Here is a 25,172-nt window from a genome sequence, read left to right as displayed (position 1 = left end):
TGGCGGCCTGGACGCTGACGAGCCGTGTGACGGGCCTCCTCCGGGTGGTCGTCATCGGCGCGGTGCTGGGTCCGACGTCGCTGACGAACAGCTTCCTGGCCACGAACACGGTGCCCAACCTCACCTACTCGGTGGTGGCCGGGCCCGTGCTGGCGCTGGTGGTCGTGCCCGCCGTCGTCCGGTCCGTGGCGGAGCGGGGGACGGCCGAGACGGCCCGGTACCTGAGGCGGCTGAGCGGCCTCCTGGTCAGCACCTCGGCCGCGGTCGCGCTGCTGCTGGTCGTCGCCTCGCCGGGGCTGGCGTGGCTGCTGACGCTGGGGGTCCCCGACGCGTCGCGGGGCCGGGCGCTGGTCGTCACCGCACTCCTGCTGGTCCTCGTGGCGGCGCAGGTGGTCCTGTACACGGTCGCCGCCCTCGGGGCAGCCGCGCAGCAGGCGTGCGAGCGCTACGCACTGGCCACCGCCGCACCGGCCGTGGAGAACGTGGGCCTGATGCTCACGATGGGCGCCGTCGCGGTGGTGCACGCTCCCGGCGCCTCGATCGGGGAGGTGCCGTTCGAGGTCGTCGTCCTGCTCGGGTGCGGGGCCACGCTGTCGGTCGCCCTGCACGCCGCGCTGCAGGTCATCGGAGCCCGACGGCTGGGGTTGTCCATCCGACCGTCTCGCGGCTGGCGGGCCGACGAGGAGGTCCGGACGGTGGCCCGGCGGTTGCGCCGGTCGGTCGTGGTGGCGGTGCTGCCCGCGTCCGGGCACTTCACGCTGCTGGCGGTGGCCGCGACCGTGCCGGGCGGCGTCCTCGTCTTCCAGATGGCCTACACCGTGTACATCGTCCCGCCGGCGCTGGGGGCGCGCGCCGTCTCGACCGCCGTCATGCCGGGGATGTCGGCCGCGGTCCGCGACGGCGACGCCGGCCGGTACGCGGCGTCCTGGCGGCAGGCGCTCTCGTACGCGTGGACGGCCGGACTGCCGCCGCTGTGCGTCCTCGTCGCCTTCTCCGGCGGCATCGCCGCCGCCCTGGCCACCGGTGAGCTGCAGGACGACGCGCTGGTCGACGCCCTGGCAGCCTGCATCGCCGTCCTCGGCGTGGCCCAGCTCGCCAGCGGGGTGCACGAGATCGGCCGGCAGGCGCTGTTCGCCCACCTCGACGTCCGGGGCCCCCGGCTCGCCGGGATCGTCGCCTTCGCGGTGACGGTGGTCGGCGGGACCGGCTCGCTGCTGCTCCCCGGCCTCCTGCCCCGCATCGCCGGGTTGTGCGTCACCGTGCTGCTCGCCGACACGGCCGCGGCCGCGACCGTGGTCCACCTGGTGCGGCGCACCATCCGCCCGGAGCGGACCGTGGACCGCCGCTGGCTGGGCGCCGCCGTCGCCGCCGCGGTCGCGATGCTCCCCGTGCTCGGCGCCGGCCGGCTGGTGACCGGCGAGGCCGGCCGGACGACCGACGTGCTGGTGATGGCGGGCGCCGCGGCGCTGGCGCTCGCCGTCTTCGCCGGGGCGCTCGTCGCGCTCACCCACCGCAGGAGCGACGCATGACCGTCACCGAGACCGGCCGGGGGACCGCCGTCGCCCAGCCCGTCGACCCGACCCCGGCGCCGCGGACGCGCCGGTCCGCCGGCCCCGTCGTCCTCTGTGCCGGCGCCGCCGTGCTGGCCGGCGGTGCCGCCGCCCTGCTGGGCGCCGTCGGTGCGCTGGTCGTGGCCGGCTTCCTGCTCGTCGTCGTGGTCGCGCTGCACCCGGTCGCCGCCGTCTACGTCTACCTCGTCACCCTGCCCTTCCTGGCCGGCATCGACCGGGACGTGCTCATCCCGTTCGCCCGCCCGAACGAGGCGCTCCTGGCCCTGCTGCTGGCCGGCGCCGCGACCGGCGGCTACCTCCGGTTCGTCCGGGGCGACGAGGTCTCCCCCCGGCTGCGCCCGCTCGACGTCCCGCTCGCCGTCTTCGTGCTGCTGTCCACCCTGTGGCCGGTGAGCTGGCTGCTGCTGCGGGGGCTGACGCCCGGTGGCGACGACCTGACCGCGGTGCTGCCGATCTGCAAGCTGGTCGCCCTGCTCGTGCTGGTGCGGGCCACGGTCCGGACGGACACACACCGGCTCTGGCTGGTCCGTGCCATCACGTGGCCGGCCGCCGTCCTCGGCGTCATCGCCGTGCTGCAGACGGCGGGGGTCTCCCCGGTCGTCGCGCTGCTCCAGACGTACTGGCTGGGCGACGGCAACCCCGACGACCTGCTCGAGCGGGGGACGACCACGCTGGCCTCGCCCATCGCCACGGGTGACTACGTCGTGCTGGCGCTGGCCCTGCTGGTGGCCATGGGGCTGCGCGGGCTGGTCGGTCGCCGGGAGCTCATCGTCCTGGGGCTGCCGCTGGTCGCGGGCGCGTTCGCCGCGGGCCAGTTCTCCACCTGGGCCTCGGCCGCCGTGGTGGGCGCCGCGATGCTCTACCAGCACCGGCACCTGCGGCGACTGGCCCTCCGGCTCCTCCCCCTCCTCGTCCTGGCCGCGCTCGCGGGCATGCCGGCGTTCCTCGCGCGGCTGTCCCAGTTCGGCGACGGCTTCGGCGTCCCACGGAGCTGGCTCGGCCGCTGGGACAACCTGACCACCTTCTACCTGCCGGGCCTCGGGGACTCCCGCTGGGTGCTGGGGGTCGGACCCAACTCGGTCCTGCCCGCACCGGAGACCTGGCGGGAGCTGATCTACCTCGAGTACGGCTACCTGCAGTTCCTCTGGGTCGGTGGGATCCCCCTGCTGCTGGGCTTCGTCTGGCTGTCGGTCCACGTGTTCCGGCACGCCCGCCGCGTCGCCGCCCGGCCCGATGCCGCCGGCGCCTTCGGCTCGGCGCTCTGGGCGGCGTGGTGGATGGTCCTGGTGCTGTCGCTGATCGACATCCACCTCGTGCTCCGGGGAGCCGGTGACCTGCTGTTCGTGTACCTGGCCGTGGTCGGTGGGAGGTCCGATGATCGTTGAGACGACGGCGGTGGGGCACCCGCCGCGGTGGGAGGGACGGGTACGCCGCGTCCTCGACCTCGTCCTCGCCCTGCTGGGGCTGGTGGTGCTCTCGCCGCTGCTGGTGGTCCTCGCGCTGTGGGTGCGCCTGGACAGCCCGGGTCCGGCCCTGCTCCGGCAGGAGCGCGTCGGCCTGTCCCGACGGCCGTTCACGGCCTACAAGTTCCGGTCGATGGTCGTCGGCGGGGACGACGGTGCGCACCGCGCACTGATCGCGGCCGAGCTCCGCGGCGAGGACACCGCGCGGAACGGCAGCACCAAGCTGGACGCCGACCCGCGGGTCACCCGCTCGGGGCACTTCCTGCGCCGGACCAGCCTCGACGAGCTCCCGCAGCTGTTCAACGTCGTGCGCGGGGACATGACCCTGGTCGGCCCGCGGCCGTGCCTGCCCTGGGAGGCGGAGCTGTTCCCCGCCGAGTTCGACGCCCGCTTCTCCGTGCCGCCCGGGCTCACCGGCCTGTGGCAGGTCACGGCCCGCAGTGCGGTGGGCACGCTCGACATGCTGGCGCTCGACCTGGCCTACGTGCGCGATCGCGGGCTGGCCCGGGACCTGAAGATCCTGCTGCTCACGGTGCCCGCGCTGCTGCGGGGCGGAGGCGCACGATGACGACGCTCTTCCTCGCCACGACCGGGGGCCACCTCGAGCAGCTGGTCTCCCTGGCCGGCCGCATCCCACCCGACGGCCACGACGTGTGGGTCACGCACGAGAACCAGCAGAGCCGTTCCCTGCTCGGCGGCCGGGACGTGGAGTACGTCCCGTACGTGCGGGTGGGCAACGCCCGCGACGTCGCCGCGTGCGTGCCGACCGCCCACCGGCTGTGGCGCGAGCGCGAGCTCACCCGCGTCGTCTCCACCGGCTCGGGCATCGCCCTGGGCTACCTGCCCTACCTCGCCGCGCGGGGGGTGGACTGCCACTACATCGAGAGTGCCGCCCGGGTCGCGGCGCCGTCCCGGACGGGCCGGGTGCTGCAGTGGGTCCCCGCGATCCGGCGCTACACGCAGTACGCCGCCTGGACCGGGCCCCGCTGGCAGCACGGCGGGAGCGTGTTCGACAGTCACCTGCCCGACCCGGCGCGCCGCCCCCTGGGGGACGTCGTCCGGGTCGTCGTCACCGTCGGGACGGCGGCGGAGTTCCCCTTCGGCCGGTTGATCGACCGGCTGGCACCCCTGCTGGCCCCGGACGGGCCGCTGGCCGGCGCCACCGGACGGCCGGTCGAGGTCCTCTGGCAGACCGGCTGCACACCGACCGGCCACCTGCCGATCGACGCCGTCCCGTTCGTGGACTCCGGTGACCTGGCGGCGGCGATGCGGGTCGCCGACCTGGTGGTGGCCCACGCGGGTGTCGGCTCGGCGCTGACGGCCCTGGCGGCCGGCCGTCGTCCGGTCCTCGCCGCCCGCTCGGCCGCGCTCGGCGAGGCGGGCGACGACCACCAGCCCCAGCTGGCCGACGAGCTGCAGCGCCGCGGCCTCGCCGTCCACCGCGACCCGGCGCAGCTCACGGTCGAGGACCTCCTCGACGCCGTGGGGTGCGGGGTGCTGCGCACCGACAGCCCACCGGCGTTCGGGCTGGCGTCGTGACCGGCCCCCTGCGCGTCGACCCGCGGACCGATCCCCGGTGGGAGGCCCTGGTCAGCGGGCCCGGCGGCAGCCTGTTCACCTCGCCGCCCTGGATCGGCGCGGTCTGCGACACCTACGGGTTCGAGCCGACGGCGGACGTCGTCGTGGCGCCGGCGGGACGTCCGGTCGCGGGGGTCGCGTGGGTCGACGTGCGCGACCTCCGGGGCCAGCGGCGGTCGGTGCTGCCGTTCTGCGACCGGGCGGAGCCCGTGGCCGCCGACGCGCAGGCCTGGTCGGCCGTCTCCGGGCGCCTCCTCGCCGGCGACCTGCCGGTGACCGTCCGGAGCCTGGCCGGTGCCGCACCGGACGGCGACGCCCGGTTCACCGTGGTCGGTGAGGCCGCCTGGCACGAGACACGCCTGGACCGGCCCCTCGACGCGGTGCACCGGTCGTTCCGGTCGCAGACCCGACGCAACATCGCGACCGCCGAGCGGTCGGGCGTGGAGGTGGTCCTCAGCGCCGGGTCGGAGGCGGTGCAGGAGCTGCACCGCCTGCACGTGGAACTGCGCAAGCGGAAGTACCGGCTGCTCGCCCAGCCCGCCGAGCTGTTCGAGCGCATCTGGAAGGCGTTCGCCCCCGCCGACGGCGTCCGGACGGCCCTGGCCCTCGTCGACGGCCGGCCGGTCGCCGGCGCCCTCTACCTGGTCTGGCAGGACACCGTCTACTACAAGTTCGGCGCCTCGCGCGCCGAGCACCTCGCCCTGCGGCCCAACGACGCGATCCACTGGGCGCTCATCCAGTGGGCGTCCGAGCGCGGGCTGCGCGCACTGGACTGGGGCCTGTCCGACCTGGACCAGCCCGGACTGGTCGCCTACAAGCGGAAGTGGGCCAGCACGGAGGGGCGGATCCGGACCCTGAACGCCGGCGGTCCCCCGGTCGGCCGGTCGGCCGACGTGGAGCACACGCTCCGCGTGGTCACCGACCTCATGACCGACCCGTCCGTCCCGGACGACGTCACCGCACGGGCCGGCGCGGCCCTCTACCGGTACTTCTGCTGATGGCGGCGCAGCGGCGGGTCAGCGGACCGGGGTCAGTCCTGCCCCTCTGCCCGGAAACCCTCCCGGGACGAGGCGTCCACCTCGTAGGGCTCCACTCCGTCCACGACGGTGTTGCCGGTGAACTCCCCGCCGGTCGACCCGTCCAGGAAGATCGCGGCGCGGTCGAGGAAGGGGCCGTCGAAGCTGTTGCCCCGGACCACGACCTGCGGGAACCACTGGATCAGCAACGCCTGGGAACCCTCGACCTGGCACTGGTTCCCGGTGAACCGGATGTCGCTGGAACGGCCGATCTCCCCGTCGTCCCCCGACTCCTCGGCCGTCGCGATGAGGCACTGCGCATCGACGTTGCGACAGACGTTGTCGGTGATGACGGCGCGGACGGTGGGGATCCGGCTGTTGTCGAAGGTCTGGAAGCAGTCGGTGTGCGGCGGCTCGCCGACGTACCCGTCGTCCTTGATGTCGTGGACGGTGTTCCCGCTGATCTCGATGTCGCTGCCGAAGAACCGCAGGCCGTCGGCGTCCCCGGCCTCGCGGCGCACGGAGCCGCTCACGTCGTTGCCCCGGATCGCTATCCGCTGGCCCTCGACGATGATGCCGGAACCGTCGGTCTCCTCGACGGTGTTGCGCTCGATCAGCACGTCGGCGCACTCCTCCTCGCAGGAGATCCCGTCCTGCGAGGCGCGGACCACCCGGTTGTCCCGGGCGACGAGGCTCGCGCCACGCAGGTCGATGCCCTCCCCGCCCACGACGGTGAGGCCCTGGACGACGACGTCGCGGCCCTCGACCGTGACCGACCGCACGGTGGCTCCCTCAGCGGTGAGCACGATCGGCTGCCCGTCCTCGCCGGACCGGCGCAGGACCAGGTCGGTGTCCGGCAGGTCGGCCGTGACGCAGACGACGGACCCGGGCCGGGCGCTGGCGAGGACACCGCGCGCCTGGTCCGGCGTCGCCACGGTCATCGTGCAGTCGGCGGAGCCGCCGGTGGCCGGCGCCGAGGGGGTCGGACCCGGCCCTCCCGCCTCGGCCGTGCACCCGGTGACCAGCAGGGCGGCGAGCGCGAGGACGACCGACACCGGTGCTCTCCGCTGCTGTGCCAGGACAGCCACCCCTCCCGATACCGGTTCGTCGACCGATGGTAGCGGCGATCACAGCCGTGACCTCGGTGAACGTTCATCCAGTCCCCCACAAGGAGGTCCCCATGACCAACTCCGAGCGCCGCCGCCTGGCGGTGGTGGGGCAGGGCTACGTGGGCCTGCCCCTCTCCATGCGAGCCGTCGAGGTGGGCTTCGACGTCGTCGGGTTCGACGTCGACCGGTCCCGGGTCGACCGGCTGACGTCCGGCCGTACCTACATCGACGACGTCACCGACGGCGACGTGGCGGCGGCGCTGGCCACCGGCCGGTTCCGGCCCACGACGGAGGCGGGGGACCTCGCCGGCTTCGACGTCGCCGTCGTGACGGTGCCGACGCCCCTGCGGGACGGCGCGCCGGACCTCGCCTACGTGGAGTCGGCGGCCACCGCGCTGGCCCCCCACGTCTCCCCCGGCTGCCTGGTGGTCCTCGAGTCGACGACCTATCCCGGCACGACGGACGACGTGTTCGTCCCGTTGCTGGAACGCGGCGGACCGCTGCGTGCCGGTCTGGACTACCAGGTGGGGTACAGCCCGGAGCGGATCGATCCGTCCAACCCGACGTGGAACTTCCGCAACACGCCCAAGATCGTCGCGGGTGTGGACGACGTGTCGGCCAAGGCGGTGGCCGAGTTCTACAGCACGCTGGTCGACCGGGTGGTCCCGGTGAAGGGCATCCGCGAGGCGGAGCTCGCGAAGCTGCTGGAGAACACGTTCCGGCACGTGAACATCGCGCTGGTCAACGAGCTGGCGATCTTCTGCCACGGGCTCGGCGTCGACGTGTGGTCGGTCATCGAGGCCGCGAGCACCAAGCCGTTCGGCTTCATGCCGTTCACCCCCGGACCAGGCGTGGGAGGGCACTGCCTCCCCATCGACCCGTCGTACCTGTCCTGGCAGGTCCGCCGGTCGCTGGGCCAGGCCTTCCGGTTCATCGAGACCGCGAACGACATTAACGACCACATGCCCGACTACGTCGTGGCCCGGGCGGCCGAGCACCTGAACAACCGCAGCAAGGCGGTCAAGGACAGCGCGGTGCTGCTCGCCGGCCTGGCGTACAAGCGCAACTCCGGCGACGCCCGGCAGTCCCCCGCCCTGGTCGTCGCCCGGCGACTGCAGCTGCTCGGTGCCCGGCTCTCCGCCATCGACCCGCTGGTCGACCCGGCCCTCGTGCCGGCCGGCGTGGACCTGGTCGAGGGGACGGCCGACCAGATCGCCGCGGCCGACCTGGTGATCGTCCTCACCGACCACGACGACCTGCCGTGGGACGTGCTGGAGCGGCACGCCGACCACGTCCTGGACACCCGCAACCGGGTGCGGGCCGAGGCGGTGGACCGGCTGTGACCGCAGCGGCGCTGGGGTCCGTCCAGTACTGGGAGGACGTGGCCGACCGCACCTGGGGCAGGTACATCGTCGCAGCGGAGACCGACGCCATCACCGAGGCACAGGCAGCTGCGCCGCCGCCGAAGCACGCACTCGACGTCGGCTGCGGCGGAGGCCGCTGGACCGATCTGCTGCTGGAGCACGGGTGGTCGGTCACGGCCGTCGACGTCGACCCGGAGGCCCTGGCCACGTGCGCGGGGCGGAACCCGGCCGCCGAGCCCGTGCTCGTGGACCCGCACGACGAGACCTTGGCGGCCGCGGACCACTCGGTGGCGGTCGTCGTCTGCATCGAGGTGCTGCCGGTGACGCACTCCGACTGGTTCTGCCGGGAGGCCTCCCGCGTCCTCGTGCCGGGGGGACGGTTGGTCACCGTCGCCTGGAACCGTTCGTCGTTGCGGGGACGGGCCGCCGGCGCCCGCAGGCGCCTGCGGGAGGGCAGGCAGCACGAGCACTACCAGACGTCGTACCGGCCCTGGCGTCGTCGTCTGGTGGAGGCCGGCTTCCGGATCGAGGCGGAGCGGGGACTCTGCTGGTTCCCGTTCGGCCGGGCCAGCGACTCGCGGCTGGTCCCGTTCTGTGTCGCCGTCGAACGACGGCTGGGTCTGTGCCGGCTCCCGGCGCTCAGCCCCTGGGTGCTCGTGACCGCCGTCCGTGGGACGACGGTCCGATGAACCGGCCGGCGCACGTCGCCCTCCGCGGAGCGCTGGGGCGGGGAAGCGGACCGATGACGTCCCGTCCGGTGCCCACGGACCCGGCGCACGTGGAGGTGCAGCTGCACGTCGAGCCGGCTCCGGACCTGCTCGCCCGATGGGACCGGCTCGTGACGAGCGCGACCGGCACCGACGTCACCCAGCTCTCGGTCTGGGCGCGCGTCCGGGCGCTCGAGGGGTTCCGCTCGACGTATCTGTTCGCCCACCGCGGGTGCCACCTCGTCGGGGGAGCCCAGGTGCTGCTCCGGCACGTCCGCGGTCTCGGCGAAATCGGTTACGTGGCCTACGGGCCGATCGTCGACAGCGACGACACGGCCGCCGCCCCGGCACTGGCGAGGGCTCTCGCCACCTTGACGGGGGTCCGGGTGTTGTTCGTCCAGCCACCCGAGGGTGGCCACGACGCACGGCGGGCCCTCCTCGAGCACGGCTTCCGACCGTCGTCCGCCGGTATCGCACCGACCGGCTCCGTGCGTCTGGACCTGACCGCCTCCGAGGAGGACATCCTGAGCCGCTGGCCCGCCCGGCAGCGCGCGTGGACCCGTCGGTGGGCCCGCGAGGGAGTCACGGTCCGCCAGGGGGACGAGCGCGACATCGACCTGCTGGCGCAGCTGATGGCCGCGGCCGCGGACGCGCGCGGTTACGCCCGGCCGCCACGCCCGGAGTACCTCCGGCACCTGTACGACGAGCTCTCGCGTACGGGGAACGTGGCGCTCTTCATCGGCGAGGTGCGCGGCGTCCCCACCACCGCCGACCTCGTCACCATGTGCGGCACGACGGTGCGGGGACGGCTCTGCGGTTTCGACCGCAGCGGCGACGGGGGGAAACTGCTGGTCCCCGCGGCGACCCGGTGGGAGATCATCCGGTGGGCCAAGCGGACCGGCTACAGGTGGTTCGACTTCGGTGGCCTCTCCGAGCAGGTGCTGGCCGACGCGGTCGACGCCGGCGTGACCAGCAGCAAGGACTGGCCCGGCCCCGACCAGGCCAAGCTCCGGTACGGCGGCGTCCCCTTCCGGTATCCGGGCCCGGTGGAGCTGATCCGGCCCCGCCTCCTGCGTCAGGTCTACGACGCGGCGAACGGATGCGCATGGGGGCGCGCACAACTGCGCCGCGCCCAGGTCCAGCTGCGCAGCCGCCGGCAGCCGCCACCCCCGCGACCGACGGCCCGCCCCCAGGAACGAGAGGGGCGACGGTGAAGGTCACCTGCGTCGGGGCGGGCCCCGCCGGCCTCTGGCTGGCCATCGCGACCCGGGTGCTCGACCCGGCGCACGAGGTCACCGTCCTGGAACGCCGGACGGCGGGCAGCACCGACGGCTGGGGGATCGTCTACTGGGACGACCTCCTCCAGGGGATCCGGCGGATCGACCCCCCGACCGCGCAGGCGATCAGGGCCGGCTCGGTCCGGTGGCGCGGGCAGCGCCTGTTCGTGGAGGACGCCGGTCCGGTGCACCTCGGCGGCACCGGGTTCGGGATGGGCCGACAGCTCCTGCTCGACGTCCTCGCCCGCCGGGCGCGCGAACTCGGCGTGCGCATCGCGTACGAGCACGACGTCCGCGACCTGGGCGAGCTCGCCGGTGCCGACCTCGTGGTCCTGGCGGACGGCGCCCGGAGCCGACTGCGGCGCAGCCGTGCGGACGCGTTCGGCACGACCGAGCGCGCCGGAGGGGACAAGCACATCTGGCTGGGGTCGTCCTGCCCGTTCCCCGACTTCACCTTCGCGTTCGTGGAGACCGCGGCCGGGTGGATCTGGTTCCACGCGTACGGCTTCGCGGGCGAGGCGAGCACGGTGATCGTCGAGTGCACGGAGCCGACGTGGCGGCGCCTGGGCTTCGACGCCATGGGCGACGCGGCGAGCGTCGCCGAGCTCAGCCGCATCTTCGCCCGGCAGTTGGCCGGCCACCCCCTCCGGCTGCGGCCCGACGTCAGCGGCGCCAGCCAGTGGTCGACCTTCACCACGGTCGGCAACGAGCGGTGGAGCGCCGGCAACGTGACCCTGCTCGGGGACTGCGCCCACACCGCGCACTTCTCGATCGGGTCGGGCACCCGCATGGCGGTGGAGGACGCCTCGGCCCTGAGCCGCGCCGTCGCCGGACGCGGCCCGGCCGAGCTGCCGGCCGTCCTGCGACGCTACGAGGACGAGCGGCGCCCGGCGGTGCTCGATCTGCAGGCGGACGCCGACCGCAGCGCCCGGTGGTTCGAGGAGGTGGACCGCCACATCCGTCGTCCACCGCTGGAGTTCGGCTACGCGCTGCGGATGCGTCGGGATCCCACGGCGGTCGACCACTCCGGCGCGCCACCGCCGTCGCTCCGCTACGGCCTGCACCGCGCGACCCAGTGGCGGCTCGGCCGCGGCGCACGCCGGGTCGTCGCGGCCGGCCGGCAGGCGGTGAGGGACCAGCGGTCGCTCACCGCCTGACGGGGGTCAGCTGCCGGGTACCCGGTGTCCGCGCCGTGCGAGGTGGTGGGCACCCGGCCGGCCGGCTCTGCGACCGGCCGGCCAGGGCACTCACCCTCCGGGGCGGCCCCGGCCGGGCACCCCCTCCGACAGCACCACACGCCGCCCGAAGGCGCGGACGAGGCTGGGCAGGGGCACCTCCCCCACGGCCTGCGGCACCGGCTGCGGCGCCGGCTTGGCGGCCGGCTGCGGCTGCGGCTGCGCCTTGGCGGCCGGCCGCGGCAGCGGCTGCGGCTGCGGCTCGGCGACCGGCTGCTCGACGGCGGGCCGGTCCTGGACGACGTTGTCCTGGAAGACGACCTGCCGGACCGGCGCCAGCTCGGGAGCCGGGCGGGAGGCCGGCACCGGCCGCACCCGGTCCCACGGGAGCAGCCGCGGCCTGCGCCCGGCCCCGACGTCCTCGACCCAGCCGACGGCGAGGACGGCGACGAAGACCAGCGTCCACGCGGTGGCGTACTCCACCACCATGCCGCGGGCGTCGTCGGTGTCGTACTGGGCCAGGGGCGAGTAGCCCAGCACGATCGGCGACATCGCGATGGCGAAGTTGCCCCACAGGTAGATGGTCATCGCCCGGCTGTTGAACAGCGAGATGACCGCACCCAGGGTCGGCAGCCGCTCCAGCCAGGTGAAGCGGGGGTAGATCCGCAGCAGGATCAGCACCGCGCCCAGGCAGTAGGGCATGTTCGCGAGCGGGATGTCGTCGATGTTGTAGGTGCCGTACTGCTCCTGGTGCGTCAGGGCGTACCAGAGGCCGATGCCGAGCAGCGCGACGCCGGCCAGCAGCGTCCGCTTGAGCGGCAACTCACGCAGCTTGCCGTCGTGGTGGGCGAAGCCGAGCATCCAGCAGCAGGCGTAGGCCGCGAGCAGGACGACGTTGTCGTACGTCCGGCCGCCGAGCTCGACCAGGCCGAGCACGGTCACGATCAGGACGACCGGCGGCAGCGCCATCATCCGCAGCGGCCAGCGGCGGAACAGCCAGAGCATTGCCGGGCTGAGCAGCAGGAACCACAGGTAGATGCGGATGTACCAGACCGCGACGACCCACTCGAAGCCCTGCGCCGAGCTGGGCGGGTCCGACAGCGGCAGCAGCCACAGCCAGATCGTGCTCCAGCTGAACGGCTGACCCAGGTCGCTGTCGACCTGCCAGCCCAGCGCGACCATGACGGCCACCATCACCGCGCCGAACACCCAGAACGGTGGGAGCAGCCGCCGCACCCGCTTGCGCAGGAAGGCACGGGCGGAACCGGCCCGGTCGAGGGACGCGGCGACCAGGCCACCACCCAGGGCGAACATGATGCCCATCGACGGGAACGCCAGGGGCAGCCACGCCCAGCCGAACGTGTGGTAGGTCATCACGCGGATCAGCGCGAAGGCCCTGAGGAAGTCGATGTACCGGTCCCGCTGTCTCATGACTGCACCCTCGTGCTCGTTGCGGTTGCCACTGTCGGCCACACCTGCGGGTCCTCTCCGCCGAGGCTCCAGATCGCCACGCCCCGCAGGTCGTGCGCGACGGCGATCTCCTGCTTGCGCTCCAGCGAGCGCGCGTCCTCGTACCAGACGGTGTGCTGCTCGCCGTCCCGGTCGTAGTCGAAGGTCCACGCGGCGGCCTCGTCGTCCCACCGCGGTCGTGCACCCACCTGCTCGGCCAGTGCCACCGCATCGGCGGCGCCCAGGTTGCGGCCCTCCTGGCCGACCCAGTCGTAGCCGTAGGTGGCCAGGCCGAGCATCAACTTCTCCGCCGGCACCTCGTCGACGGCATGTGCCACGACGTCCTCGACCCAGTCGGCCGGGGCCACCGGGCCGGCGTCGCTGGAGTCCCACGAGTGGTCGTAGGTCATGACCCGCACCTGGTCGGCGATCTGCCCGATGACCTGGTAGCTGTACGCCAGGCCGTTCCGGTCCTCGTCGCTGTCGCGGGCGGGCACGGCGACGGTGAGCACCATGTCGTGCCCGTGCAGGTCGTCGGCCAGCGCGCGCAGGAAGTCGGTGAACTGCGGGCCGGCGGTCGGCGGCAGGCTCTCGTAGTCGACGTCGACGCCGTCCCAGTCGTTGGCCAGCGCCAGGTCGACCAGAGCCGCCCGGTGGGCCTGCGCCCGGGTCCGGTCGGCGAGCAGGTCCGCGATCAGCTCGCCCTGCCACTCGCCGTCGGCGAAGTTCTGCACGGTCGGGATGAGCTCGGCGCCGGCGGCCTCGATGGTGTCGAGCACCGCCGGCGTCGGCGGGGTGACCGCGAAGGTGCCGTCGGGCGAGACGGTCGCCCAGGTGGGGCTCACCTCGGTGAGCCCGCCCTCGGTGAGCGCGCGGTCCAGGGACGTCGCGGCGCGGTCGTCCCACGCCGGGAGCCAGGCCGCGGCCACCAGGGGTTGGGCGGAGGGGAACAGTCGCGGCCGGAGCGCGACCGCCCCGACCACCAGCAGCACCACGGCGACGGCCACGCCCGCCCAGAGCAGCGGGTCCCGGCGGTGCCGCGTCACGGGGTCACCACCGCGGGGAGGGTCGCGGTGGCGACGTCGTCCATGCGGGCGGTCCGGGTCAGCTTGCCCCAGCCCAGCCGCACCCCGCGCAACGCCGTCCCCAGCGACGCGTAGAGCAGGTACACCCGCAGCGGCTCGTAGATCAGCCGGTACACCGGGACCATCAGCAGGTGCTCGGCGCGCTCGTGGAGCAGCCGGACGGCGATGGCCGCCAGGACGCCGTACACCGCGGCGAACAACGCGAAGTACAGCACCAGCGCGAGCGGGCCCTGACTCGCCAGGGTCTGGACGATGCCCAGGATGATCAGCGGGGTGAACACCAGCGGGACGACGAGGGTGAGCACCGTCATGGGCATGACCAGCATGCCCAGCCAGCCGAACCGCGGGCGCAGCAGCATGCCGCGGTGCCGCCAGACCGCCTGGATGGTGCCGTACATCCACCGCACCCGCTGACGCAGCAGGGAGTCGAGGGTCTCCGGTGCCTCGGTCCAGGCGATCGCCCGGTCGGCCTGCTCGACCCGCCAGCCGGCCTGGTGCAGGCCGAGGGTCAGGTCGCAGTCCTCGGCGAGCGTGGCGTCGGTGTAGCCGCCGGCCTCGAGGACGGCGGCCTTCCGCCACGCCGCGCAGGCGCCCGGGACGATCATGACGGCGTCGAGCAGCGCGGCTGCGGCCCGCTCCAGCCCGATCTGGGTGATGTACTCCAGCGCCTGCCACCGGGTGATCACGTTGGTGGAGAAGTTGCCCACCTTGATCACCCCGGCCACCGCCCCGACCCGCGGCGAGTGGAACTGCTCCATGAGCCGGCCGACGGTGTCGGGGGTGAACAGCGTGTCCGCGTCCAAGGTCACCACGAAGTCGTGGCGGGCGCGGGCGAAGCCGTTGTTGAGCGCGGCCCACTTGCCGGCGTTGTTCTGCCGGAACAGCCGCACCCGGTCGTCGCGCTCGGCGACCGCCGTGACCGCCGCCGCCGTCCCGTCGGTGCTGCCGTCGTCGATGACCACGATCTCGCCGATCGGGTAGTGCGAGGCGAGCAGGTACTCGAGCGTGCGGGCGATGACCCGTTCCTCGTTGTACGCGGCGATGAGCACGGTGACCGGTGGGGTGGCGGTGTTGATCGGCCGCACCCGCCGCCGGGCCCGGGCGACCGCCAGCACCGCGTTGAACAGCCCGTAGCCGAGCATGGTGACCAGCGCCAGGATGAAGAGCACGTACAGCAGGTCCGGCGGGAGCTCGAACAGGCCGGTGGCCAGCCACAGCGCCAGCCGGTCGTAGATCGTGGACTGGACCGCGCCGATGTCGCCGCGGATCTCCGGCTGCGACTGGGGCATCGTGGTGAAGGAGTAGCCGGCATCGCGGGCCTCGGTCACCAGCCGCTCGACGTAGGCCAGCGTCATCGACCGGTCACCGCCGCTGTCGTGCAGCAGCATCGTGATGTTGTCCTGCTCGCCGAGCGGGGGCAGCTCGATGGGCCCGTCGATCTCGCCCGAGGCGTGCGCCCAGTCGAGGGTGTCGAAGTCGTGCGAGGCCACCACGTAGCCCAGCTGCTGGGCGCGCAGGATGCCGGTGGCGGCCGCCCGCGTCGAGTCCTCGTCGTCGCCCTCGTAGGGCAGCCGGAAGTACGGGGCCGCGTGCCCGACCTCGGCTCGCATGATCCGGTCGGACAACGAGAGCTCGAGCTGCTGCCGGAAGGCGGTGGTCTCACTGACGTCGATGTGGGTCAGCGAGTGGTTACCGACCGCGTGCCCCTCCCGGACGATCCGGTCCATGATCTCCGGGTGCCTGGTCACCTGGGCGCCGGTGACGAAGAAGGTGGCGGGGACGCCGTTCGCGCTGAGCAGGTCGAGCAGCCGCGGCGTCCACACCGGGTCGGGTCCGTCGTCGAAGGTCAGCGTGATGGTCCGGTGCACGTCCGGGCCGTAGCCGTAGCGCTGGAGGGCGTAGTCGGCGTCGCCGATGCGGGCGACCTCGAAGTCGGGCAGCTCGCTGACGACCTGGCCGGTGAAGGGCTCCTGGCCGTAGGTGGCGCCGTCGACCTGCAGGAGGCGGACCACGCGCACGAGCGGGCCCTCACCGATGACGGGGGCGTCCTCGCCGACCTCCTCGGGCGTCGGCCCGTCGGGGGTGGCGGCGCCGCCCAGTGCGGGTGAGGCCAGGACCTTGGGCACCGCGACGACCGCGCCGGCGACAGCCAGGACGAGCAGGGTCAGCAGGACGGCGCGCAGGTAGCGCCAGCGCCGTCCGGAGGGGTTGGCGAACACGGGGGTCGTCGGCGGGCTGCCGGTGGGCAGGCCAGAGCGCGGAGATCGGCTCATGGAGGTGAGTCCTTGCGTGCGAGCGTGCGGGCGGATGGACAGCACCGCATGGGTGGGACCCAGGCGAGGTGCGGCGCCGGAGGAGGCGAGCGCGGCGCAGGGGGCTGCCCAGAAGCGCGCGTCCGGTCTTCGGACGCGGCGGGTCAGCCGGTTCGTTCGCTGGTCAGCCGGGGCTGGAGCCCGTGTCGTCGGGGCCACCGACGACGGATCCGGCGCTGCCGGACCGCAGGAGGACGGCGTACCCCAGCGGGGGCGCCGTCCACGAGCCCGGCAGCACTGCCGCCGGGAGTCCGTACGCCCCGTTGCTCCCGGAGCCGGACGACGAGGAACTGGCGTGACTGCCGGCCGAGGGTGCGGACGGCGAGGCCGGGGCCGGCGGTGCCGAGGGCACCGGCGGGGGAGCCTGGTGGGGCGGCGACACGGGGCGGTCGTCGGAGTCGGTGGCCGTCGCGGGCACGACGCCGCGGGGTGCGCCGGCCTCGACCGACGAGCCGACGGCGGCGGTGCCCGTGGCGTGCATCCCCCGCAGCGAGAGCCACTCCGAGGCGTCGAGGGACAGCGGCGGGGTCACCGCGACGGCGGGCTGCTCCGCGAGGACCTCGGCCGCCGGGTCGGCGGGCACGGTCGCTGGGGCAGCCACGGCCGGAGCGCGTCGTCCGCCGTGGTCGTGGTCGTCGCGACCGCCGGCTTCGTCGGTGCGGGGGCGCTCGGTGCGGCCGCCGTGTCGACGGGAACCGGGAGGGCGCAGGGGTCGACGACCGGCACGACGGCCGGGGCCGTGGTCGCGACGGTCGTCGTCGTCGCGACGGTCGTCGTCGCGGCGACCGGGCGAGCGGCGGTCGCCGCGGCGCCTGCTCCGCCGGCGCCGGTCACGACGGGCGGGACGGGGCACGTGGGGGCGGGCACCGGCACCGGAGCCGGAGCCGGCTCGGGCACGACCGGGGCAGGAGCCGACGGCTCGTCGACGTCCGGGAGCTCGTCCGCCGGGTCCGGGTCGGCCGATGTCCCGGTGGGTTCGTGGCCCGCCGGCCGGTCGGCCGGCTGGTCGGCCGGATCGCCGGGGACGTCCTCCCCCTGGTCGGCGGCCTCGCCGGGGAGGTCGCCGGCGTCGTCCGGGACAGGCTCGGACGACGGGTCACCGCCCGGGTGGTCCCCCTCGGCTCCTGGGGGCGACTCGGGCTCGTCGACGCCGTCCGGCTCGGGAGCGCCGGCGGGCGGCGGCCCGACGGGATCGCCGTCGGGCGACCCGCTGACGACCCCGCCGACGAGGTCGGCGACCGCACCGCCGGAGGAGGACGAGCCGGCTTCGGCGTCCCCCGCTGCGGCGGCCATGAGGGTCCAGATGCCGATCAGGAAGAGCACCGCGAGCAGGAGGCGACGCGGCCACGAGCGACGGCGGGCAGCACCCACGGAGCGGGGCGAGCCGGCGAGTCCGGCTCCCCTCTCCGCTGTGCCGCTGCTCTGCACGACGCACTCCCGTGGCCACGTCCGCTCGGGCGGCGACGAGGCGGGTGACCGTCATCGGACCGGCGGGCACCGCGGGCGACTTTTCGTCGCTCCGCTGCGGAGCGTCAACTCGACGCACTGTGACCTGGACCGCCATCGGCGCTTTGTCACGGACGGTGACAAGTCGACCATGGAGAGCATCGTGCGGCCACGTGATCCATAGCGCGGCAACGGAGGTTGCAGACGCCATCACCGACGGTTGTGACTCAGCTCACGCTCTCGTGGCCGAGCGTGCCGCGGGCGTCACGGCATGCTGCCACGGAAGCCTTCCGCGGCCGGCTCCATCGCGGCTGTGTCGTCGTCCCGGCGCAGCACCCAGGAGGCGGGCAGGACCAGGCGTGGCGCCACCCCGACGAGGACGGCGACGAGGACGGCGACCCCCGCCAGCGCCTCCCCGGACTCCTCGAGGAACGTGGCCGTGATCGCCCAGCGACCCGTGGCCAGCGCCGAGAGAGCCGACAGCCCGACCGCGGCGACGGCGTAGCCGGCGAGGGAGCTGAGGACCCGCCGCCGGTCGCGGCGTTCGGCCCGGCTGATGAAACCGAGGACGGCGAGCACGCCGGCGACGATGGCGACACTGACCACGAAGGCGCCGGACGACCCGAGGGCGTCCTCGAGTCCGCCCACGACGTCGGCGTGCACGGTGCTGCCCGCCTTGACCGATGCGATGAACGCGGCGACGAGACCGACGGCGGACCACCACGTCCGGCGACCGGGGTTGCGGGCGGCACCGGCGACCGCAGCGATGGCGGCGACCGCGAACAGCGCGGCGACGAACAGCCGCGGCGCCGAGTAGGGGGCGTCCATGGAGAGGGCTCGGGCCGTCGGCCCGGTGGCTCCGGTGAGCCTGCCGACGTATCCGATCGTCTCCAGGAGGACGGCGGTCGCGGCCAGACCGACACCGACCGGCGGGAGGGGGATGCGGCGGCGCGGGGTGCGGGCGAGGACGGCGCCGCGCTGCACGTCGGCACCCGGCGACCGCCGATCAGCCAGCGCCACGCCGCGGCCGATGACCATGGCCACGAGGAGGGCGGCGAGCACCCACATGGTCAGTCCCCCGACGATCCACCACCACACGCGGGAGTCATCGGCAGGTCCACCGCCGTTCATGACCGGCGGTCACACGTCGGAGTGGAGACGGCGGGTCCGCGCCGGGCCGCGACCGGCGTGAACCCGCCGGGGAGGTCAGCGGTCGTGAGCCTCGCGCCGCCCTGACGCCTGCCGATGCGGAGTGGTCCGACCTGCCCCCTGACCGACCCGTCTCGACTCACCCTGACGAGTGGTGGGGCATCCCCTTCGCCTGCACACGCCCCTAGCGTCGGTCCCGCTTGCCTGCAGACGGGGGTTCCGATGGGCGCCGACACGACCGCCACGCCGGTTGGGCACGTCGCTGACGAGGAAGCCGATCCGGTACCAGCCGGTCACCGGCGGGTGCTACGCCGCGTGCTCATCAGCGTGAGCGTCCTGGGCGTCGTGCTCGCTCTGCTCGTCGGCGGCGGTCTGTGGTTCCTCTCCGAGCGGTACGCCGGCAACGTCGAGCGGGTCTCCGCCGTGTTCGACGACCTGGACGAGGAGGCGCGCCCTGCTGCAGTGACGCCGGCGGAGGAGGCCGGCGAGAAGCCGCTCACGTTCCTCCTCGTGGGCTCGGACACCCGGGCGACCGCTGACGAGGGGGTGGCCGTGGGCGGACGCTCCGACGCGATCATGGTCGCTCGGTTCTCGGCCGACCGGCGGCACGCCCAGCTGATCTCGATCCCCCGCGACTCGTGGGTGGACATCCCCGGCCACGGGAAGAACAAGATCAATGCGGCGTACGCATTCGGCGGTCCGACGCTGCTCATCCAGACCATCGAGCAGCTGACCGAGGTCCGCATCGACCACTACGTGGCCATCGACTTCCAGGGGATCATCCAGGTCACCGACGACCTGGGCGGCGTCGACGTCGTCGTCGCCGACACGACCAGCAACGGGCCGTACACCTTTCCGGCCGGCGTCAACCACCTCAACGGCGACCAGGCCCGCTGGTACCTCGGACAGCGCTACGGCCTCCCCGGCGGGGACTTCGACCGGGTGCGCCGGCAGCAGCAGTACCTGCAGGCGATGTTCGGCAAGATGCTGAGTTCGGACACCTTCACCAACCCTGGCCGGATGGACGCCGCCCTGCTCGCCGTCACGAGCGCGGTCGCCGTGGACGACGGGCTGGGGAACGCCGACATGCTCGCACTGGCCTACTCGCTGCGCGGCCTGTCGCTGGAGACCCTCGACTTCTTCACCGCCCCGGTCCTCGGCACCGGCACGGAGGGGGCGGCGAGTGTCGTCTACCTCGACCAGGTGTCGGCGGACCGGATGTGGGCTTACCTGCGCAGCGACTCGCTCTCCCAGAACGCCGCCGAGTTCCGCGACCAGGCGCTGCCCGACGTCCCCCGCTGAGCACCCCACGGCTCCCGGCGGCCGCCCGGCGCACGTCGCCGACGTCCACAGGACGCCGACTCACTGGCGAGTCGTCAGACGCGGCAGCGGCACGATCCGGTCGGCCGACCCCGCCAACTCCGCGACGGAGGCGGCCGACTCAGGCGAGGTCAGCAGGTGCAGGTCGATGTCCTCACGCCGCTGCAGGGGCGCGGGCGAGCTCGACCGTGTCCCGCACGATCCCGCCCCCACGACCGTCCACAGGCACGTGGCCGGCCATGAGCAACCAGCGCACCGGACGACTCAAGGGGTGGCCGTGGCGGAACGCTCCTCGGCTTGGGAAGGACCGCGGCCAACCAGCACGACGGTGACCGTGGCGTTGTCCCGGGCACCCATGGCCTCGGCCTCTGCGACCAGCGCGGACGCCACAGCCCCAGGGTCGTTCCCCGCGGACAGCAGCCCGGCGATGCGGTCGTCGGCCACCTCGCCGGTCAGCCCGTCCGAGCAGGCGAGAAAGCGGTCGCCAGGCGTGATCGGCAGCAGCAGGACGTCCGGCTCACTGCTGGCGCCGACACCGAGGGCGCGGGTGATGATGTGCCGCTGCGGGTGGCTGGCGGCCGACTCGTCGGAGATGTACCCGGCGTCGATCAGCTCCTGCACCACGGAGTGGTCGGTGCTCAGCTGCTGCAGCCGCCCGTCCGACCAGCGGTAGACCCGCGAGTCACCGACGTGGAACACCGCCCACTGCGGCCCGTCCCCCTCGTCGACCACGGCCACCCCGGCGATGGTCGTCCCGGCTCCACTGGTGGCCGGCCCGCTGAACGCGCGGATCTCGCCGTCCGCCCGCTGCAGGGCCACCCGGATCCGCGCCACGGTCGTCGTCTCGCCGTCGGTGAGGGAGGCCAGCGCCCCCACCACGGCCTCGGCAGCGGCCGCGCCGCCCGCATGGCCGCCCATGCCGTCCGCGACGGCGAAGACCGGCGGCTGGGTGAGGAACCTGTCCTGGTTGTCCTCGCGCTGACCCAGCGCGGTCGCCGCTCCCCACGTCAACTCGACCGGCGGCATCCGCACTCCACAACACGCATCGACGACAGGACCACCCGCGGGGAAGGCGGGTTCGCCGAGCCTAGAAGGTCACGAGCCAACCAGCGCGTCGCGGACCGACGACGGGCCGGATGACCCTCCGCGTCGCGGTCAGAATGGGCACGTGCAGCCGGCGTCCCGTTCCACCGCGGCCACCGCCCTGCTGTGCCTGCTCCTGGCCGGTTGCGCCGGTCCGGAGCCCGGCCGCGCCGGCAGCGAGCCCGGCCAGGCGACCAGCGAGCCGACGGCGAGCCCGTCGGCCAGCCCGGCCCCCGATCCGGAGGAGGTCCGGGTGGACGCCGCCCTGGCTGGCCTGGACCGGCGCCGCCAGATCGCCCAGCTCGTCGTCGTCGGCGTCCCACTGACCGACCTCACCCCCGCCGACGCCCTGATCACCGACCACGGCGTGGGCGGCATCTTCCTGCAGGGCCGCAGCACCGCGTCCGCCGACGTGCTCGCCGCCACCACGCGGCGGTGGGCGGAGGCGGCACCGGCGATCCGGCCGTGGGTCGCCGTCGACCAGGAGGGCGGTGCCGTGCAGAGCCTGTCCGGCCCGGAGTTCCCCGAGCTGCCGCGCGCCGTCGACCAGGGCCGGCTGCCTGCAGAGGAGCTGGCGGCCCTCGCCGACGGCCTGGGCGCCTCCCTCGCGAGCGCCGGCATCACGCTCGACCTGGCGCCGGTGGCCGACGTCGTCCCCGCGGGCTCGGAGGCCGGCAACGCGCCCATCGGCGCCTACGGCCGCCAATACGGCGGCACCGCGGCCGAGGTCACCGCCGCGGCGGGCACCATCATCGACGGGCTGGCCGCGCACGGGGTCACCGCGACGGTGAAGCACTTCCCCGGCCTGGGCCGGGTGCGGGAGAACACCGACGAGAGCCGTGACGTCACCGACACCGTCACCACGCGGTACGACGAGCAGGTGGCCGCCTTCGGGACGCTCACCCGCTCCCCCGCCGAGCCGTTCGTCATGATGTCGTCGGCCACCTACCCGCAGATCGACCTCGCCGGGCCGGCGGCCTTCTCCCCCGTGGTCATCACCGACGTGCTCCGCGAGCAACTGGGCTTCGACGGCGTGGTCATCTCCGACGACGTCGGCGCCGCGCAGGCGGTGCAGGACGTGCCGGTCGGCGAGCGGGCCGTCCGGTTCCTCGCCGCCGGCGGCACCCTGGTCCTCACCGTCGACGCGGGCACCGTCCCGACGATGGTCGACGCCGTCCTGGCGCGCGCCGAGGCCGACCCCGGCTTCTCCGCCACGGTGGACGACGCCGTGCGCACCGCCCTGACCGCCAAGACGCGGGCCGGCCTCCTCTCGGAGGAGTGACAGGCGCAGCGCGAGCCGGGTTTCCCGCCGGGTCCCGGCTACCGTCGTCGTGTGCTCCGCTGGCTGTTCGCGCTCGTCGTCGCCGTCATCGTGTCGGCGTTCGCCCTCCTGCTGATCACCGGGCAGTACGTCAACGACGGCCCCGTGCTGGTGACGGTCTCCCGGGGTCACGGCATCCACCTGGGTGACCTCTTCATCGTCAGCGGATGGGCCGCCGCCCTCCTCTCCGAGCTCGGACTGCTGGTGACGTCCGGGCGTCGCTCGCGGCGTCTGACGCCCGCGTCAGACGCCGGGAGCGACGGGCTCACCGCCAGGTAGACGCCGCCCCCAGTGCCCGTGCGGAGCCGCCTCGTCCGACGGCCAGGACGTCAGCGCCGCGGGCCCGTCGTGACCACGGACGGACAGCGGCGCCCCGGCGAGTTCCGCCCGGAGCGCGGCGGCGAACCGGCGGGCTGAGTCCAGCGCCGGCACCGTCGCCCGGCCCACCGGGATGCCGAACAGCCGGGGCCGCTCCACCTGGTACTCGCCGACCGACAGGTGCACTCGGAGGCGGCCGCGGCCGGCGGCGGCCCAGCTCATCCGGAGCGCCATCTGCCGGACGCCGCCCGGCCCGCGGGCCACGTAGCCGACCACCCCGCCGTCGGCGCGGGTCTCGCTGATCGTCGTCCGCATGTATCGGCGCCCGGCCTCGGCGGCGCGCTTCCCGGCGGCCCGGATCGCCGCTACCCCCAGCCCCGTCTCGACCGTGAACTCCACGGCCGCGACGTCGTCCTCGACTGCCACGCGCTCCCCCGTCGCCCCGTGCCCGGTGTCAGCGCTGACGCCGGCCCTGTGCCGCGGAAGCGTAGGCACCGGAGCCGACGGAACTGCGACGTTCCGACGTCCGCGCGACCGTGTCGTGACCTGGGAACTCCTCCCTCCGGGTGGAGCGGGCGCCGGGAGGCTCAAAGCGGACGCTCTCGGTACCGAAACAGCGGGCATGGCCGTCGACCCGCTGCTGTCCCGTCCCCCCGTCGTCCCGGTGCTGCCGCCCGAGAACGACGTCACCAGCCTCCTCCCTGGCCCCAACTCCGTCCTGGCCCACGTGGACGAGTGGAGCGCCGCCGCGGCCACCACCCCGGGCGCCCTGGTCGTCCTCGGCCTCCTCCGCCGCGACGACCACTTGCCGACGCCGACCAGCACCCTCGCGGCGGCCACCGCGGTCGTGGCCCGCTCGCTGCGCGGCGACGACTGGCTCGGCCGGTGGGGGGACGGCGAGTTCGGCGTGCTGCTCCCGGTCCCCGCCGACGCCGCCGAGACCGCGGCCGCTCGGGTCACCACGGCGCTCACCGACCTGGGCATCCCGGGCCTCAGCGCCTGCGCCGGCGTGGTCGCCCTCGATCCGGAGGTGCCCGCCCGCGAGACCATGCGGCGCGCCACCCTCAGCCTGCGCACCGCCCGCGGCACCGGACCGGGGAGCGTCGTCCGCCACCGCGGCTGACCGTGACCTCAGCGCCGCCGGAGCCGGCGCACCGCGATCCGCAGCACCACGGCCAGCAGCACCAGCCCGGCGGTCCACCCGGGCACCTCCGGGGTCAGCAGCGCTCCCCCGCCGGCCCACTCCCACAGCGCGTACCCGACGACGTAGCCCAGCACCACCACGAGCAGCGCCGGGACGACGAGCACGAGGACGAACACACCGGTCCTTCGCCGCCCGAGGGTCCGCTGGACGCGCTCGGCGCGCTCAGCGGGTGACGGAGTGGACCCCGGCCTCCCGGGCCGCCATGCGCTCCCGCTGCGGGACCACGGTGTACTTCGGGTCCCTCGCGCTGGCCATGCCCGCGTCGAAGACGCCGAACCGGGTGAGCAGCGACCCGGCCGCGAGCAGGACGCCGGACGCGACCGCCCCCACCCGCGTCCGCCCGCCGAGGACGGCCAGCCCCAGGCCGGTGGCGGTGCAGGCCTTGGCGGCCCGCATGAACGTCCCCGCCCGGCCGATGTGGTACGGCTCGGACACGACGCTCTCGTCGTTCTCCACGCCGCGGACGGCGGCCAGTTCGATGCCGGCTCCGATGATGGCCATCTTCCGGGCCGGCTCGGACTCCGCCAGCGGCGCCAGCGCCATGCACAGCCCACCGCCGGCGGCCATCGCCGAGCCGCCGAACACGAACGGCAGCCGGGTGTGGAACGCGTGCCACGACGGGACGGCGGTGTTGGCCAGCAGCACGGCGGTGTAGGTGGCCATCGGACCGCCGAACAGCCCCGACACGATGCCGCCGAACCGCTTCAGCCGCGGGAACCAGCCCAGCAGCTCCACCGCCGCGGTCGCACCGGCCGCCGCGCTGAACGGCGACAGGATGTAGGTGCCGACCGACAGCGGCGAGGTCACCTTGATCACCCGCAGCATGTGCAGGAACCGCTCGGGCCGGCCCAGGTCGTGGATCAGGAAGCCGACCGAGGCGATCGAGCCACCACCGGCCACGTACCGGGCCGCCCGGGTCAGGCCCGGCCGGCCGCTGAGGTCGGCGATCGCACCGAGGACCGCTGACGAGCCGGCGGCACCGCCGAGGAAGAGGTACAGCGGCACGTCCGGCGTCTTCCACACCGGCGGCTTGATGATCGGACGGCCGTAGTAGGAGGTGAACTCGGCCTCCTCGACCATCGCCACCTCGCCGCCGGGACGTCCCCCGCCCCGGCGCCGGCGCTTCTGCCGTCGCTGGGACGGCGGCCCGTCCGCCCGGCGCCAGCCCGCGCCCGGCGTCGCCACTCCCTCGGTCACGCCGCCTCCTCCGGCCTTCCTGGCCACG

Annotated in this window: 24 protein-coding genes; 13 read left to right on the top strand and 11 right to left on the bottom strand. The window is 74.3% G+C overall.

The window, feature by feature from the left end; translation table 11 throughout:
* Positions 1-26 precede the first annotated feature (26 nt).
* From GCU56_RS14400 to GCU56_RS25230, 5 genes are read left to right on the top strand one after another with little or no spacing between them, the layout of a single operon-like run.
* Complete coding sequence (locus GCU56_RS14400; protein WP_163482423.1) at positions 27-1,529, top strand: lipid II flippase MurJ; 1,503 nt, start codon at positions 27-29, stop codon at positions 1,527-1,529.
* Positions 1,526-2,956: a hypothetical protein gene (locus GCU56_RS14395; protein WP_163482422.1), complete on the top strand. Its 1,431-nt coding sequence runs from the start codon at positions 1,526-1,528 to the stop codon at positions 2,954-2,956. Before GCU56_RS14400 ends, GCU56_RS14395 begins: the two co-directional genes overlap by 4 nt.
* Entirely contained in the window at positions 2,946-3,602 is a 657-nt protein-coding gene (locus tag GCU56_RS14390) for a sugar transferase (RefSeq protein ID WP_163482421.1), read from the top strand. The genes GCU56_RS14395 and GCU56_RS14390 overlap by 11 nt, the downstream gene beginning before the upstream one ends.
* Positions 3,599-4,573 (top strand): glycosyltransferase, encoded by a 975-nt coding sequence (locus GCU56_RS14385; RefSeq protein WP_163482420.1) that lies wholly within the window; start codon positions 3,599-3,601, stop codon positions 4,571-4,573. The genes GCU56_RS14390 and GCU56_RS14385 overlap by 4 nt, the downstream gene beginning before the upstream one ends.
* On the top strand, positions 4,570-5,610 hold the full coding sequence (locus tag GCU56_RS25230) for a GNAT family N-acetyltransferase (protein ID WP_163482419.1): 1,041 nt from the start codon (positions 4,570-4,572) through the stop codon (positions 5,608-5,610). Before GCU56_RS14385 ends, GCU56_RS25230 begins: the two co-directional genes overlap by 4 nt.
* Positions 5,611-5,642: 32 nt before the next feature.
* Here GCU56_RS25230 and GCU56_RS14375 read toward each other — a convergent pair whose 3' ends face one another.
* Positions 5,643-6,683 carry a right-handed parallel beta-helix repeat-containing protein gene (locus GCU56_RS14375; RefSeq protein ID WP_163482418.1) on the bottom strand — a complete coding sequence of 347 codons (1,041 nt, stop codon included), beginning with the start codon at positions 6,681-6,683 and terminating at the stop codon, positions 5,643-5,645.
* Positions 6,684-6,808: 125 nt separating this feature from the next.
* Between GCU56_RS14375 and GCU56_RS14370 the strand changes: the two genes are divergently transcribed.
* Genes GCU56_RS14370 through GCU56_RS14355 form a run of 4 tightly spaced genes read left to right on the top strand, consistent with a single transcriptional unit; the run spans position 6,809 to position 11,242 of the window.
* Positions 6,809-8,080, top strand: coding sequence for a nucleotide sugar dehydrogenase (locus tag GCU56_RS14370; protein WP_163482417.1), 1,272 nt, complete (start codon positions 6,809-6,811; stop codon positions 8,078-8,080).
* Positions 8,077-8,790 carry a methyltransferase domain-containing protein gene (locus GCU56_RS14365; RefSeq protein ID WP_163482416.1) on the top strand — a complete coding sequence of 238 codons (714 nt, stop codon included), beginning with the start codon at positions 8,077-8,079 and terminating at the stop codon, positions 8,788-8,790. The genes GCU56_RS14370 and GCU56_RS14365 overlap by 4 nt, the downstream gene beginning before the upstream one ends.
* Before the next feature lie 53 nt (positions 8,791-8,843).
* On the top strand, positions 8,844-10,022 hold the full coding sequence (locus tag GCU56_RS14360; RefSeq protein ID WP_163482415.1) for a lipid II:glycine glycyltransferase FemX: 1,179 nt from the start codon (positions 8,844-8,846) through the stop codon (positions 10,020-10,022).
* Positions 10,019-11,242: an FAD-dependent monooxygenase gene (locus tag GCU56_RS14355; RefSeq protein ID WP_163482414.1), complete on the top strand. Its 1,224-nt coding sequence runs from the start codon at positions 10,019-10,021 to the stop codon at positions 11,240-11,242. Before GCU56_RS14360 ends, GCU56_RS14355 begins: the two co-directional genes overlap by 4 nt.
* Positions 11,243-11,332: 90 nt before the next feature.
* On the opposite strand, the gene GCU56_RS14350 is transcribed toward GCU56_RS14355, so the two are convergent.
* From GCU56_RS14350 to GCU56_RS14325, 6 genes are all read right to left on the bottom strand, one after another.
* Positions 11,333-12,691: an acyltransferase family protein gene (locus tag GCU56_RS14350; RefSeq protein WP_163482413.1), complete on the bottom strand. Its 1,359-nt coding sequence runs from the start codon at positions 12,689-12,691 to the stop codon at positions 11,333-11,335.
* On the bottom strand, positions 12,688-13,755 hold the full coding sequence (locus tag GCU56_RS24045; RefSeq protein WP_163482412.1) for a glycosyl hydrolase family 18 protein: 1,068 nt from the start codon (positions 13,753-13,755) through the stop codon (positions 12,688-12,690). The genes GCU56_RS14350 and GCU56_RS24045 overlap by 4 nt, the downstream gene beginning before the upstream one ends.
* On the bottom strand, positions 13,752-16,067 hold the full coding sequence (locus GCU56_RS14340; RefSeq protein WP_163482411.1) for a bifunctional polysaccharide deacetylase/glycosyltransferase family 2 protein: 2,316 nt from the start codon (positions 16,065-16,067) through the stop codon (positions 13,752-13,754). Before GCU56_RS14340 ends, GCU56_RS24045 begins: the two co-directional genes overlap by 4 nt.
* A gap of 163 nt (positions 16,068-16,230) precedes the next feature.
* Positions 16,231-16,689, bottom strand: coding sequence for a hypothetical protein (locus GCU56_RS14335; protein ID WP_163482410.1), 459 nt, complete (start codon positions 16,687-16,689; stop codon positions 16,231-16,233).
* A complete protein-coding gene (locus tag GCU56_RS14330) occupies positions 16,635-17,429 on the bottom strand; it encodes a hypothetical protein (RefSeq protein WP_163482409.1) in 795 nt (264 codons plus the stop codon). The genes GCU56_RS14335 and GCU56_RS14330 overlap by 55 nt, the downstream gene beginning before the upstream one ends.
* Before the next feature lie 387 nt (positions 17,430-17,816).
* Complete coding sequence (locus tag GCU56_RS14325; RefSeq protein ID WP_163482408.1) at positions 17,817-18,650, bottom strand: hypothetical protein; 834 nt, start codon at positions 18,648-18,650, stop codon at positions 17,817-17,819.
* Positions 18,651-19,016: 366 nt separating this feature from the next.
* On the opposite strand from GCU56_RS14325, the gene GCU56_RS14320 reads away from it, so the two are divergent.
* Entirely contained in the window at positions 19,017-20,003 is a 987-nt protein-coding gene (locus GCU56_RS14320; RefSeq protein ID WP_163482407.1) for an LCP family glycopolymer transferase, read from the top strand.
* Positions 20,004-20,285: 282 nt separating this feature from the next.
* Here GCU56_RS14320 and GCU56_RS14315 read toward each other — a convergent pair whose 3' ends face one another.
* Positions 20,286-21,047, bottom strand: a complete 762-nt coding sequence (locus GCU56_RS14315; RefSeq protein ID WP_163482406.1) for a PP2C family protein-serine/threonine phosphatase — start codon at positions 21,045-21,047, stop codon at positions 20,286-20,288.
* A 142-nt stretch (positions 21,048-21,189) separates the two neighbouring features.
* On the opposite strand from GCU56_RS14315, the gene GCU56_RS14310 reads away from it, so the two are divergent.
* A complete protein-coding gene (locus GCU56_RS14310) occupies positions 21,190-22,386 on the top strand; it encodes a glycoside hydrolase family 3 protein (RefSeq protein WP_204332102.1) in 1,197 nt (398 codons plus the stop codon).
* A 51-nt stretch (positions 22,387-22,437) separates the two neighbouring features.
* The gene (locus GCU56_RS14305; protein ID WP_163482405.1) at positions 22,438-22,704 is read left to right on the top strand and encodes a hypothetical protein; all 267 of its coding nucleotides are present in this window, start codon (positions 22,438-22,440) and stop codon (positions 22,702-22,704) included.
* Here the strand turns inward: GCU56_RS14305 and GCU56_RS14300 are convergent.
* The gene (locus GCU56_RS14300) at positions 22,669-23,169 is read right to left on the bottom strand and encodes a hypothetical protein (RefSeq protein WP_163482404.1); all 501 of its coding nucleotides are present in this window, start codon (positions 23,167-23,169) and stop codon (positions 22,669-22,671) included. The genes GCU56_RS14305 and GCU56_RS14300 overlap by 36 nt on opposite strands.
* Positions 23,170-23,365: 196 nt before the next feature.
* Between GCU56_RS14300 and GCU56_RS14295 the strand changes: the two genes are divergently transcribed.
* On the top strand, positions 23,366-23,866 hold the full coding sequence (locus GCU56_RS14295) for a diguanylate cyclase (protein ID WP_163482319.1): 501 nt from the start codon (positions 23,366-23,368) through the stop codon (positions 23,864-23,866).
* 8 nt (positions 23,867-23,874) lie between these two features.
* Here the strand turns inward: GCU56_RS14295 and GCU56_RS14290 are convergent, their stop codons facing one another.
* Positions 23,875-24,063: a hypothetical protein gene (locus GCU56_RS14290; RefSeq protein ID WP_163482403.1), complete on the bottom strand. Its 189-nt coding sequence runs from the start codon at positions 24,061-24,063 to the stop codon at positions 23,875-23,877.
* Positions 24,064-24,109: 46 nt separating this feature from the next.
* Positions 24,110-25,144: an NrfD/PsrC family molybdoenzyme membrane anchor subunit gene (gene nrfD / locus GCU56_RS14285; protein ID WP_163482402.1), complete on the bottom strand. Its 1,035-nt coding sequence runs from the start codon at positions 25,142-25,144 to the stop codon at positions 24,110-24,112.
* Between the last annotated feature and the right edge of the window lie 28 nt (positions 25,145-25,172).

Source organism: Geodermatophilus sabuli, from assembly GCF_010686765.1.
GTDB classification, from domain to species: Bacteria; Actinomycetota; Actinomycetes; order Mycobacteriales; family Geodermatophilaceae; genus Geodermatophilus; species Geodermatophilus sabuli_A.
Note: the sequence above shows the minus strand (reverse complement) of the source record. Positions and strands in the feature narration are given on the sequence as shown.